The sequence below is a fragment of the Chromobacterium alticapitis genome (assembly GCF_002924365.1).
Lineage (GTDB): Bacteria > Pseudomonadota > Gammaproteobacteria > Burkholderiales > Chromobacteriaceae > Chromobacterium > Chromobacterium alticapitis.
The window spans coordinates 1-12,938 of record NZ_PQWB01000032.1 but is presented as its reverse complement, the minus strand read 5'-3'; the positions used below and the strand labels follow the sequence as shown (position 1 = coordinate 12,938).

Sequence of the window (12,938 nt, the reverse complement as noted above, 5' to 3'; positions counted from 1 at the left end):
GCGTGAAGACCTGCCAAGCAGACGTAGTGATTGTCGGCGCCGGGGGCGCCGGCCTGAGGGCGGCCATCGCCGCCGCCCAGTTCGATCCCAAGCTGAAGATCGCGCTGGTGTCCAAGGTCTACCCGATGCGCAGCCACACGGTGGCGGCGGAGGGGGGGGCGGCGGCGGTGAAGCAGGATCATGACAGCTTTGCAGCCCACTTCCACGACACCGTGGCCGGCGGCGACTGGCTGTGCGAACAGGACGTGGTGGAGTATTTCGTGCGCCAGTGTCCGGAAGAAATGGTGCAGCTGGAGCACTGGGGCTGTCCGTGGAGCCGCAAGGAGGACGGCAGCGTCAATGTGCGCGCCTTCGGCGGCATGAAGATAGAGCGCACCTGGTTCGCCGCCGACAAGACCGGCTTCCACATGCTGCACACGCTGTTCCAGACGTCGATTCAGTTTCCGCAGATTCAGCGCTTTGACGAATACTTCTGCGCCGACCTGATCGTCGAGGACGGCCAGGCGCGCGGCGTGCTGGCCATCGAGATCGCCAGCGGCGAGAGCGTGCTGATCGAGGCCGGCGCGGTGGTCATGGCCACCGGCGGCGCCGGGCGCGTGTTCCGCGAGAACACCAACGGCGGCATCGTCACCGGCGACGGCATGGCGCTGGCTTATCGCCACGGGGTGCCGCTGCGCGATATGGAGTTTGTCCAATACCACCCCACCTGCATGCCGCGCACCGGCCTGTTGTTCACCGAGGCCTGCCGCGGCGAGGGCGGCCTGTTGATCAACAAGGACGGCTACCGCTATCTGCAGGACTACGGCCTAGGGCCGGCCGAGGACAAGCCGCGCAACAAGTTCATGGAACTGGGCCCGCGCGACCGGCTGAGCCAGGCCTTCTGGTACGAGCAGCAAAAGGGCCGCACCGTGCAGGGACCGTGGGGTTCCGCCGTGTATCTGGACCTGCGTCATCTGGGCCACGCCAAGCTGCGCGAGCGGCTGCCGCAAATCTGCGAGCTGGCCGAGGAGTTCCTCGGTATCGATCCGGCCAAGGAACCGATCCCGGTGCGGCCGGCGGTGCACTACACCATGGGCGGCATCCTGGTGGACGGCCATTGCGCCGCGCCCATGCCCGGCCTGTACGCGGCAGGCGAATGCTCCAGCGTCGGCATCCACGGCGCCAACCGCCTGGGGTCCAACTCGCTGGCCGAGCTGTCGGTATTCGGCAAGGTGGCCGGCATCGAGGCCGCGCGCTTCGCCCGCGACAGCAAGCCGGCCAAGCGCGAGGGGCTGTTGAAGCAGGCGCAAGCGGCTGAGGCCCGTCTGCACGCGCTGAGGGCCAAGGACGGCACCGAGCGCATCGCCGATTTGCGCCGCGAAATGGCGGAAACCATGGAGGCCGGCTGCGGCATCTACCGCATGGAAGACAGCATGCGCGCCACCTGCGACAAGCTGGCCGAACTCAAGCAGCGCTTCCAGAACGTCAATGTGGAAGACAAGTCCAGCGTGTGGAACAGCGACTGGCTGCTGGCCATCGAGCTGGGTTACCAGCTGGACGTGGCCGAGGCGATGGCGCATTCGGCGTTGAACCGCAAGGAGTCGCGCGGCGCGCATCAGCGGCTGGATGGTTACGAGGCCCGCGACGATGCCAACTTCCTCAAGCACAGCCACGCCATTTATCAGCCGGATGCCGGGCCGCGCATCGAGTACGGCGAAGTGAAGATCACCACGTCCCAACCCGGCGTGCGCGCCTATGGCGCGGCGGGGGTGGCCGCAGAAAAAGGAGAACAGGCATGACGGACAAAACCATCCATATCGAGGTGCTGCGCTACCGCCCCGAGCTGGACCAGGAGCCGTGGCTGCAAGGCTTCGACGTGCCGTACAGCGACGACATGTCGGTGCTGCAGGGCCTGCAATACATCCGCGATTATCTCGACGGCACGCTGGCCTTCCGTTGGTCCTGTCGCCAGGCCATTTGCGGCAGTTGCGGCATGATGGTGGACGGCGTGCCCAAGCTCGCCTGCAAGACCTTCCTGCGCGACTACCCCGGCAAGGTGCGCATCGAGCCTTTGAACCACTTCCCGATCGAGCGCGATCTGGTGGTGGTGCTGGACGACTTCATCGAGAAACTCGAAAGCATCACGCCCTATATCGTGCCCAAGGAAGACAAGCCCTTGTCCGAGGGCGAGTACAAGCAGACGCCGGCGCAGATGGACTGGTACGCCCAGTTCAGCGGCTGCATCAACTGCCTGCTGTGCTACGCCGCCTGTCCGCAGTATGGGCTGAATCCGGACTTCCTCGGCCCCGGCGCCATCGCGCTCTTGCACCGCTACAACCAGGACAGCCGCGACGGCGCGTCCGAGCAGCGCATGGCGCTGCTGGCCGCGCAGGAGGGCGTGTTCAACTGCACGGCGGTGGGTTACTGCTCGGAAGTCTGCCCCAAGGCGGTGGACCCGGCCAATGCGGTGAACCTGAACAAGACGGCGGTAGCCAAGGACTATTTCCTGCGCTTCGCCCGGCCCAAGGGAGCATGCAAATGAGCAAGCGCAAGCCTTATGTCCGGCCTATGGAAGGCTGGTGGAAGCAGAACCCTTATTTCATCGAGTACATGATCCATGAGGGCACGGCGCTGTTCGTCGCCGGCTACGCCTTTGTGTTGCTGTTTGGCCTGTGGCGGCTGAGCCAGGGCGAGGCGGCGTGGAACGGCTTCATCGCGGCGCTGCACAGTCCGCTGTCCATACTGTTCCACCTGATTTTGCTGCTGATGATCGGCTACCACAGCTACACCTGGTTCAAGATCATGCCGCGCACGCTTCCTCCGGTCATCGTCGGCGGCAAGCGGGTGGCCGCGGCAGCCATCACCGCAGGCGGCTTCGCCGCAACCTTGCTGGCCAGCCTGGCCCTGCTGGGCATTGTATGGGGGATCTCTCAATGAAAAATCGGCAATTGAAGCGTTCCCATGCGCCTATCTTCTGGGGGCTGTTCGGCGCAGGCGGCATGCTGGCCGCGCTGTTCGGACCGGTGCTGGTGGCTATCACGGGCTTCGCCGCGCCGCTGGGTTGGCTGCCGGCCAAGGCCGTCAGCTACCAGGGCATGCTGGCGTTGGCGCAAAGCTTGATCGGCAAGGCCGTGTTGTGGGGGCTGATCAGTTTGCTGCTGTGGCATGCCGCGCACCGGATCTATCACAGTCTGCACGATGTGGGCATCCATGGGGGCGCGCTGGCCAAGGCGCTGACCTATGGTGTGGCCGCCGCCGGAACCCTGGCGGCATTGGTCATATTGGCGACTATCTCGTAGCTACCCCGCATGTAAGGGTGAATACGCAAAAAAATTCGCACACAAACAATTTCCGTCTTATAGTAAACACGGCGCTATATGGTATTTATACTTGGCGTTTTTGTTTAAAATCATGTGGATCTGAGTTGAATATCCCGGTGGCGAGCCGTGGATTTGAGCCAGGTCTGCGCGAGGAGATGGCGATGACGATAGGCGCGGTGGACAGCATTCACTCTTTTCGTTTCATGCCGGTGTCTGCGCCGGGCGTGATGGCGGCGCAAGGCGCGGCCAACCCGCCGGCGCAGATCGACTCCCCGCGTAACCAGCACCAGGGCAGCGGCGGCGGCATAGACTTCAGCCGCAATGTGGTGAGCGCCCTGCAATTGACGGGCTTCAATGTCAGCGGCTCTTCCCGCATGTCAGGCTATTCCAGGGTGGCCGGCATATTGGGTTTCGATGCGCTGGCGCCGTCTCCCAGCAGCCAGGTGCAGACCGCGCTCAATACCTTCATCAATGAAATGTACCGCTCGGTGCAGGCGGAAAGCCTCAGCAGCGGCGGCTATGCTGGCCAGCAGGACCCCAGCGCGGGCGGCTCCGGCGACTTCCAAAGCAATTTGCAGCGTTTGCTGCAGGATGTGGGCAGCGGCGTGCGCAATAACGCCACCACCCGTTTGACCGAAGCGTTCAAGGATTTGCAGCAGGCGCTGGGCGGCAGTCCGGCCGGCGCGCCGTCATCGGAGGCCGCGTTGCGAAGCTTCATGAAAAATCTGATGAACCTGCAAAACAGCCAGTTGGCTTCGTTGCAAGGGTCGGGTTCGCTGGTCGATACCCAAAGCTGAGTCGGCGGCGGGCGGCGGTTCTTTACGGGCGCGGCGGCGATGCTGTCCGCGCCCGTTTCCTTTGGCCCTCCAGCGCGAGGCGCTTCCTGGCGACTATACTGAATCCGTGCCGGCGATGGGGCGAGCGGAAAATCTTCTTATTTAACAGAAATTTGCACTCTGCCGCTTAGTCCGTTTGACGCGCGGCCGATATACCGATACCAGCGCAAGCTGGGTAGGTGGTCGAGTCTAGTCAAGGAGAGCGTCATGTCAGTCGGATCTCTGGGCAGCAGCTCAATTTCATTGCAGTACACGCAGGTGGACATCCAGGAAACCTTGTCGTCGGATCCGTCGCAGCAGGGCGCTGGCGGCGCAGTCCAGGGGGCGGGCGGAGGCCACCACCATCATCATGGCGGCGGGCAGTTCGGGCAGGACGTGCTTCAGGCCTTGCAGCAGTCCGGGCTATTGCAGTCGCCGTCTTCCTCACCGCCTTCCGCCAGCGGCGGCGATAGCGGCAACGCCGGCAACAGCGCCGACGGCGGCGCGGTCAGCGCGGCTGGCGGCAATCAGCAGCAGGCGGTGCACGCCTTCATCCACTCCCTGTTCCAGGCCTTGCGCCAGGAGGGCGCCGCCGGAACGAATGGCGGCGACAACGATGGCGATACTGACAGCGGCGGCCCGGACCAGGACGGAGGAGCGACACAGGCCGGCGGGACGACACAGTCCGGCGGCTATGGCGGTTTGCAGAATAATCTGCAGCAGCTGTTGCAGGATATCGCCAACGGCACGCAAAACGGCGCAACCTCCACCCTGCAGACGGCGTTCCAAACGCTGCAGCAGGCTTTGGGCGCCGGGGGCAGCGGCCAGAGTCAGTCCTCCTTGCAAACTTTCCTGCAGAATCTGAGTCAGGATCTGCAAAAAAATCAGCAAGGCACCAGCGCGGGCGTGGGTGCCTTGCTGAATACTTCGGCTTGAAAAGCCGGCGTTGCTGGGCGCCGCATGCCGGCATGGCGGCGCTTTGATCGGAGCGACTGCAACGGTCGCGCTGCCTGTCAGGCTTGAAAGCCTGACAGCTTGATCAAAGCCGCCTCCGCGTTGGGCGGCAGAGGCCAGATTGGCGTTCAAGGGCGGCGTGGCCGTTTCATGGCTATTACCGTCCCTTGTTTTTGATCGTGTGGAAGCATCTTTCCCCGTCTGCGATGCCTTTGCATAAAGCCCGACCGCGATGCGCCGCCATGGCGCGATTGAGGGTCTTTGGCCCTTTCTGCGGATATGGGCTGCATGCGGTGAGGCAAACCGTTGTATAATCGCGCGATTTTGTCTTCACGCCTGAATTTCAAACATGAACAAGACCCCTCGCGTAGGGTTCGTTTCGCTGGGCTGCCCCAAGGCCGCGAGCGATTCCGAGCAGATCCTGACCCGCCTTCGCGCCGAAGGTTATGAAATCTCTCCGTCCTACGATGGCGCGGATTTGGTGGTGGTGAACACCTGCGGCTTCATCGACTCCGCCGTCGAGGAGTCGCTGGACGCCATCGGCGAAGCGCTGAACGAGAACGGCAAAGTGATTGTCACCGGCTGTCTGGGGGCCAAGGGCGACGTGGTGCGCGACGTGCATCCCTCGGTCTTGGCCGTGACCGGTCCGCATGCCACCGAGGAAGTGATGACGGCGGTGCATACCCACTTGCCCAAGCCGCATGATCCCTTTGTCGACTTGGTGCCGGACATCGGCGTGCGCCTGACGCCCAAGCACTACGCCTATCTGAAGATTTCCGAAGGCTGCAACCACCGCTGCACCTTCTGCATCATCCCGTCCATGCGCGGCGATCTGGAAAGCCGCCCCATCCATGACGTGCTGCGCGAGGCCGAAAGCCTGGCCAAGGCCGGCGTCAAAGAGATCCTGGTGATCTCGCAGGACACCTCGGCCTATGGCGTGGACACCAAGTACAAGCTGGGTTTCCACAACGGCCGCCCGGTGAAGACCCGGATGACCGAGCTGTGCGAAGAGCTGGGCCGCCACGGCATCTGGGTGCGCCTGCACTACGTTTATCCGTACCCGCACGTGGATGAAGTCATTCCGCTGATGCGCGACGGCAAGATCCTGCCTTACCTGGACATCCCGTTCCAGCACGCCAGTCAGAAGGTGCTGAAGCTGATGAAGCGTCCGGCCAACAGCGACAACGTGTTGGCCCGCATCAAGAAGTGGCGCGAGATCTGCCCGGAGCTGGTGATCCGCTCCACCTTCATCGTCGGCTTCCCTGGCGAGACCGAAGAAGACTTCGAAGAGCTGCTGGCCTTCATCCGCGAGGCCGAACTGGACCGCGTCGGCTGCTTCACTTATTCCCCGGTGGAAGGCGCCACCGCCAACGAGCTGCCTAACCCGGTGCCGGAAGACGTGAAGGAAGCGCGCAAGGAGCGCTTCATGGAAGTGCAGGCCGAGATCAGCGCCCGCCGCCTGGAGCGCCGCCTCGGCCAGACCCTGCAAGTGCTGGTGGACGAAATCGACGACGAAGGCACGGCCGTATGCCGCAGCTATGCCGACGCGCCGGAAATCGATGGTCTGGTGTTCGTCGAGGACGCCGCCGGCATGCAAGCGGGCGAGTTCTACCAGGTGGAAATCGTCGATTGCAGCGAGCATGACCTATGGGGCGTACGCAAGTAAGCGCAGTCCGCCCAACTGAAATGGCGCCGGATAATGTCCGGCGCCATTTTTCTTGTCGGACAATTTTTTGATGGATTCGGCCCTTGTTACAGCAGGGTTAACGGTATAATGGCCGCCACGAATTATGACGCAGCCATCGCCATGCCCCTGTCCCAACCCGATCAGACGATAGCCGAGATCGCCTCCTGCGACCTGCTCAGCTGTCCACCCACCCTGCCGATACGCGAGGCGGCCAGCCGCATGATGGCGGCCGGCTGCAGCTCAATCGTGGTGCGGGACGAGGCCAGCGGCGTGGTCATAGGCATCTGGACCGAGGCCGACGCGCTGGACGCTTCGCTGGGCCGCGGCGATCCCAAGCTGCCGGTGGGGCAGGCCATCAGCGCCGGCGTGGTGGAGCTGCCGTACGACATGCCGCTGGACCAGGCGGTGCGCGCCTTCCGCGACCGCCAGCTGCGCCACGCGCTGGTGATGAAGCATGGCGCGCCCATAGGCATGGTCACCCTGACCGACATCGTGCGCAACCAGGGCTTGGAGTCTTTCTTGATCGTCAAGCGGGTGCGCGACCTGCCTGGCCAGCCGGCGCTGTTGCTGCCGGCCTCGGCTTCGCCGCAGCAGGCGATGCGCGCCATGCGCGAGCAGGGGCAGTCCGCGCTGGCCGTGGTGTTGGCGGATGGCTTCGGCATTGTCACCCAGCGCGACGTGTTGCGTTGGCTGGCGGCCGACGCCCAACCGGCGACGCTGGGAGATAGTTGTCGGCGTCCGTTGATCGGCGTGCCGGATTCTGCCAGCCTGCTGCAGGCGCGGCGGCTGATCCAGCAGCACAACATCCGCCACCTCGCGGTATTCGGAGAAGAGGGCGAGCTGCTGCGGCTGCTGGGTTTCGACGACATCGTGCAGGGCATCGAGCACGAATACCTGCATGAGCTGAACGAGGCGCTGCGCCAGCGCGATCACGCGCTGCAGCAGTCGCGGCGCAGCCTGCTGCTGGCGGACAAGGTGTTCGAGTCGACGATGGAAGGCATCGTCATCACCGATCGCAACGGCGTGATCCAGTCGGTCAATCCCGCTTTCACCCGCATCACCGGCTACAGCCGCGAGGAAGCGCTGGGCAAGACGCCGGCCATGCTGAAATCCGGCCGCCAGCCGCCGGAGTTTTACGCCCATATGTGGCAAACCTTGCAGCGCGACGGCTGCTGGCAAGGCGAGGTGGTGAACCGGCGCAAGGGCGGCCTGCTGTATACCGAACACCTGAGCATCACCGCGATACGCGACGCCGACGACGAATGCCTGCATTTCGTGGCGGTGTTTTCCGATATCACCCAGCGCAAGCAGGCCGAGGAGCGGCTGCACTTCCTGGCCAACCACGATGCCCTGACCAGCCTGCCCAACCGCACGCTGTTCCTGGAGCGGCTGCAGGCGGCGGTGGACAGGGCGGAGGCCGGCGGCCACGGCGTGGCCCTGCTGTTCATCGACCTAGACCGCTTCAAGCTGGTCAACGACACGCTGGGCCACTACGCCGGCGACCAGCTGCTGATCCACATCGCGCGCCAGTTGCAGGCGCAATTGCAGCCCGGCGAGACCGCGGCTAGGCTGTCCGGCGACGAGTTCACCGTGCTGCTGGAGGGCGCGGTGGGCGAATCCCAGGTGGCGGCGCGCGCTCAGGGCATGCTGGACGCCATCACCGCCTTGTCCGGCACGGACGGCCAGCAGATGTTCGTTTCCGCCAGCATGGGCATCAGCATGTTCCCGGACGACGGCCGCGACGCCGACACCCTGCTGGTGCATGCGGACACCGCGATGTACCGCGCCAAGCAGAGCGGCAAGAACGGTTTCCAGTTCTACACGGCGGACATGAACGCGCGCGCGCTGGAGCGGCTGAAGCTGGAGTACAGCCTGCACCGCGCGCTGGCGCAGCGCGAGCTGGAGTTGTGGTATCAGCCCAAGGTGGCCTTGGACTCTGGCCGCATCGTCGGCGCGGAGGCCCTGCTGCGCTGGCGCCATCCGGAGCTGGGCCTGGTGCCGCCGGACCGCTTCATCCCCATCGCCGAGGAAAGCGCGCTGATCGTGCAGATAGGCAACTGGGTGCTGGACACGGCCTGCGCCGATACCCGCCGCTGGCGCGACGCCGGCCTGCTGCCGGGGCGGGTGGCGGTCAATGTGTCCGGCCGCCAGCTCAAGCACGGCGACTTCACCCAGCAGCTGGAGGACACGTTGAGCGCTTACGGACTGGACAGCGAGGACCTGGAGCTGGAGGTGACGGAAAGCGTGGCGATGGACGAGGCCGGCGGCATGGTGGAGATGTTGCGCCGGATGCAGGCGCTGGGCATTTACCTGTCCATAGACGATTTCGGCACCGGCTATTCCTCGCTGTCTTACCTGAAGCGCCTGCCGGTGCGCGGCCTGAAGATAGACCGCTCCTTCATCGCGGACTCCACGCGCGACAGCGACGACGCCGCGATTACCCGCGCCATCGTTTCCATCGCCCATAGCCTGGGCCTGGACGTGGTGGCCGAGGGGGTGGAGGAGGAGGAACAGCGGCGCTTCCTGCAGGGTCTGGGCTGCAACTGCGCTCAAGGCTATCTGTTCAGCAAGCCCATGCCCGCCCGCCAATTCGAGGTGCTGCTGGCGATACAGGCCAGCCAGCCGGCGCTCGCTCACTGAGCCGGCCCGCGCCAGAAGCAGCGCGCAAAAAAAGACCAGCTTCGTTTGAGGCCGGTCTTTTGCGGTCGGGAAGGCTAGGGCTTAGCCACCGATCTTGTCCTTGCCCATGAAGGGGCGCAGCACGGTCGGGATGGTCACGCTGCCATCGGCGTTCTGGTAGTTTTCCAGCACCGCCACCAGGGTGCGGCCCACCGCCAGGCCGGAGCCGTTCAGCGTGTGCACCAGCTGGTTCTTGCCGCTTTCGTCCTTGTAGCGCGCCTTCATGCGGCGAGCCTGGAAGGCCTCGCAGTTGGAGCAGCTGGAGATCTCGCGGTAGGTGTTCTGCGCCGGCAGCCAGACTTCCAGGTCATAGGTCTTGGACGAGCCAAAACCCATGTCGCCGGTGCACAGCGTGATCACGCGGTAGGGCAGCTCCAGCGCCTTCAGGATGTTTTCGGCGTGGCCCACCATTTCTTCCAGCGCGGCGTAGGAGTTTTCCGGCTTCTCCACGCGCACCATTTCCACCTTGTCGAACTGGTGCTGGCGGATCATGCCGCGCGTGTCGCGGCCGTAGCTGCCGGCTTCGGAGCGGAAGCACGGCGAGTGCGCGGTCATCTTCTTCGGCAGCTCGCTCTCTTGCAGAATGGTGTCGGCGACGGTGTTGGTCAGCGTCACTTCCGAGGTGGAGATCAGGTATTGCGGCGCGGCTTCTTCATCGCCGCCGCGGGTCACCTTGAACATGTCCTCGGCGAACTTGGGCAACTGGCCGGTACCTAAGAGCGCGGTGTCGTTGACGATGTACGGGGTGTAGTGCTCTTCGTAGCCGTGGCTGCCGGTATGGGTGTTCAGCATGAACTGGGCGATGGCGCGGTGCAGGCGGGCGATGTCGCCCTTCAGCACGGTGAAGCGCGCGCCGGACAGCTTGGCGCCGGTTTCGGCGTCCAGGCCCAGCGGGGTGCCCACGTCCACGTGGTCTTTCGCTTCGAAATCGAACTGGCGCGGCACGCCCACGCGGCGCACTTCCACGTTGTCGGTTTCGTCCTTGCCCACCGGCACCGATTCGTGCGGCAGGTTGGGGATGGACATCAGCCAGGCGTCCAGCTTGCCCTGCACGCCGTCGAAGGCTTGCTCGGCGGCTTTCAGCTCGTCACCCAGGGTGGCTACTTCGGCCATGATGGCGGAGACATCTTCACCCTTGCTCTTGGCGATGCCGATCTGCTTGGACGTGGCGTTGCGCTTGGCTTGCAGTTCCTGCATGCGGGATTGCAGGGACTTGCGCTCGGATTCCAGCTGATTGAAAGCTGCGGTGTCCAGGGCATAGCCGCGGCCGGCCAGACGGGCGGCGACAGCTTCGATGTCATTGCGAAGTAAGTTGATGTCGAGCATGGTTATTCCTGTTTTTCACTATCGGGATTTTGCTGGGCGTCGGCATCCAGCTGACGCAAAAAAGCCAGTTTGTCCTGAATCTTGCTTTCCAGCCCGCGCGGCACAGGGCGGTACCATTCGATGTCTTCCAGGCCTTCCGGGAGATAGGTTTCGCCGGCTGCGTAGCCGTGGGGTTCATCGTGCGCGTAGCGGTAGGCGTGGCCGTAGCCCAGCTCCTTCATCAGGCGGGTCGGCGCATTTCTCAAGTGTACCGGCACCGGACGGGATTTGTCCTGTTTCACGAAGGCGCGGGCCTCATTATACGCCATGTATCCGGCATTGCTCTTGGCCGCCGCCGCTAAATAAATCACCGCTTGTCCCAGCGCAAGTTCGCCCTCCGGACTGCCCAGGCGTTCATAGGTGGCCGCGGCGTCATTGGCGATCTGCATCGCGCGCGGGTCGGCCAGACCGATGTCCTCCCAGGCCATGCGCACGATGCGGCGCGCCAGGTAGCGCGGGTCCGCGCCACCGTCCAGCATGCGGCACAGCCAGTACAGCGCCGCGTCCGGGTTGGAGCCGCGCACCGATTTGTGCAGCGCGGAAATCTGGTCGTAAAAGGCGTCGCCGCCCTTGTCGAAGCGCCGAGCGTTCAGCGTCAGCACGTCTTCCAGGAAAGCCGGATCGATGTCGGTCACGCCGCGCGCTTGCGCCGCGGTGCGGGTCTGCTCCAAGAGATTCAGAAAACGGCGCGCGTCGCCGTCGGCGTAACCGGTCAGCGTGGAGACGGCGGCCTCGCTGAAGCTCAGCCCTTCCAAGGCGCCTTCCGCTTGCGCCCGCTCGAACAGACGCTTCAGCTCGTCCTCGCTCAGGCTGTTCAGCACATAAACCTGGGCGCGCGACAATAGCGCGGAATTGACCTCGAACGAGGGGTTTTCCGTGGTGGCACCGATGAAGGTGATCAAGCCGGATTCGACGAAAGGCAGGAAGGCGTCCTGCTGGCTCTTGTTGAAGCGGTGGACTTCATCGACGAACAGAATGGTGCGCTTGCCGGAGCGCTGCAGTACGGCGTGCGCCTTCTCCACCGCCTCGCGGATGTCCTTGACGCCGGCGAACACCGCCGAGATCGGAATGAACTCGGCGTCGAAGCTGGCCGCCAGAATGCGCGCCAAGGTGGTTTTGCCCACGCCGGGCGGCCCCCACAGGATCATGGAGTGCGGCTTGCCGGCCGCCACCGCCAGGCTCAGCGGCTTGCCGGGGCCGATCAGATGCTGCTGGCCGATCACCTGATCGAGCGCGTGCGGACGCAGCGCTTCGGCCAGCGGTTTTTGCGGTTCGACGGAGAAAAGATCGGACATGGCTTAAGGGACGCGGCGGTGATTCGGACCAACAGTATACCAGCTGTGCTCAGCCGGACGCGCCCTGGCGGCGGGCCAGGCAATCTATGGCCACCTGCTTGAAGCTGGAAAAGTCTCGGCAGGCCAGCAGCCTGGCCGAGGCGCGCTCGCGCATCAGCGAGACGAATAGGTCGTAGATCACCATCGCCTCTTCGTAATCGTCCTTGCTGATCGCCAGCAGGAAGATGACGCGGGCGGTGCCGCCATCGCCCCAGTCTACGCCTTGCGGCGCGAGCACGGTGTAGACGGCGGTCTTGCGGGCCAGCAGACCCAGCGAGTGGGGCAGGGCGATGCCGTCGCCCAGCATGGTGCCGAGTATGGCCTCGCGCTCGATCACGGAGGGGCAATAGTCCGGCCCGACATAGCCTTCGCGCTGCAACTGGCCGCACAGGCGGCGAAACAGTTCGTCCTGGGCTATGGGCTCGTCCAGCGCCAGGAAATGCGCGGGCTGGAAGTAGCGCTCCAGCATGGCGCAGCGGCTGCGGTCCGGCTGCACCATGCGCGCCAGTTGCTCCAGCTGGTAGTCGGAGGGGAAGGGCGACGCCGTCACCACCGGGCGGTTCTTTTCCTCAAGCCTGGCGGTGGAAATCACGAAATCGGCGTTGACCGCCGGCAACGCTTCATACTCCTGGCGGCTCAGCGCGCCGGCTATGCCTATCTGCGGAAAGCGGCGGTGCAGCATCGCCTCCAGCATGCGCAGCGTGGAGGTGCCGCTGTCGCAGACCAGCAGCGCCTGCGGCCGGTAGATGAAGCCGATCTGGTAATGCCGCTCCAGCCCGACGCCGATGTGCAGCACCAGGTAGCC

At 64.4% G+C, this 12,938-nt stretch carries 11 protein-coding genes; 8 read left to right on the top strand and 3 right to left on the bottom strand.

Features of this window, described 5'->3' with window-relative positions; translation table 11 throughout:
* The first annotated feature begins 2 nt into the window (after positions 1-2).
* From frdA to C2I19_RS08725, 8 genes are all read left to right on the top strand, one after another.
* Positions 3-1,778 (top strand): fumarate reductase (quinol) flavoprotein subunit, encoded by a 1,776-nt coding sequence (gene frdA / locus C2I19_RS08760; RefSeq protein ID WP_103902325.1) that lies wholly within the window; start codon positions 3-5, stop codon positions 1,776-1,778.
* A complete protein-coding gene (locus tag C2I19_RS08755; RefSeq protein WP_103902324.1) occupies positions 1,775-2,521 on the top strand; it encodes a succinate dehydrogenase/fumarate reductase iron-sulfur subunit in 747 nt (248 codons plus the stop codon). The genes frdA and C2I19_RS08755 overlap by 4 nt, the downstream gene beginning before the upstream one ends.
* Positions 2,518-2,916: a fumarate reductase subunit C gene (locus C2I19_RS08750; protein WP_103902323.1), complete on the top strand. Its 399-nt coding sequence runs from the start codon at positions 2,518-2,520 to the stop codon at positions 2,914-2,916. Before C2I19_RS08755 ends, C2I19_RS08750 begins: the two co-directional genes overlap by 4 nt.
* On the top strand, positions 2,913-3,278 hold the full coding sequence (frdD, locus tag C2I19_RS08745; protein WP_103902322.1) for a fumarate reductase subunit FrdD: 366 nt from the start codon (positions 2,913-2,915) through the stop codon (positions 3,276-3,278). Before C2I19_RS08750 ends, frdD begins: the two co-directional genes overlap by 4 nt.
* Before the next feature lie 182 nt (positions 3,279-3,460).
* Positions 3,461-4,096 carry a hypothetical protein gene (locus tag C2I19_RS08740; RefSeq protein WP_103902321.1) on the top strand — a complete coding sequence of 212 codons (636 nt, stop codon included), beginning with the start codon at positions 3,461-3,463 and terminating at the stop codon, positions 4,094-4,096.
* Between the two features lie 246 nt (positions 4,097-4,342).
* Positions 4,343-5,050 (top strand): hypothetical protein, encoded by a 708-nt coding sequence (locus C2I19_RS08735; protein WP_103902320.1) that lies wholly within the window; start codon positions 4,343-4,345, stop codon positions 5,048-5,050.
* A 367-nt stretch (positions 5,051-5,417) separates the two neighbouring features.
* Positions 5,418-6,734, top strand: coding sequence for a 30S ribosomal protein S12 methylthiotransferase RimO (gene rimO, locus C2I19_RS08730; protein WP_103902319.1), 1,317 nt, complete (start codon positions 5,418-5,420; stop codon positions 6,732-6,734).
* A 141-nt stretch (positions 6,735-6,875) separates the two neighbouring features.
* Positions 6,876-9,395: an EAL domain-containing protein gene (locus tag C2I19_RS08725; RefSeq protein ID WP_103902454.1), complete on the top strand. Its 2,520-nt coding sequence runs from the start codon at positions 6,876-6,878 to the stop codon at positions 9,393-9,395.
* Positions 9,396-9,476: 81 nt separating this feature from the next.
* Here C2I19_RS08725 and serS read toward each other — a convergent pair whose 3' ends face one another.
* The 3 genes from serS to C2I19_RS08710 form a co-directional block, all read right to left on the bottom strand.
* A complete protein-coding gene (gene serS, locus C2I19_RS08720; RefSeq protein WP_103902318.1) occupies positions 9,477-10,760 on the bottom strand; it encodes a serine--tRNA ligase in 1,284 nt (427 codons plus the stop codon).
* 2 nt (positions 10,761-10,762) lie between these two features.
* On the bottom strand, positions 10,763-12,094 hold the full coding sequence (locus C2I19_RS08715; protein WP_103902317.1) for a replication-associated recombination protein A: 1,332 nt from the start codon (positions 12,092-12,094) through the stop codon (positions 10,763-10,765).
* 49 nt (positions 12,095-12,143) lie between these two features.
* Positions 12,144-12,938: BglG family transcription antiterminator (locus C2I19_RS08710; protein ID WP_158253667.1), on the bottom strand; the 795-nt coding region annotated here is incomplete at its 5' end.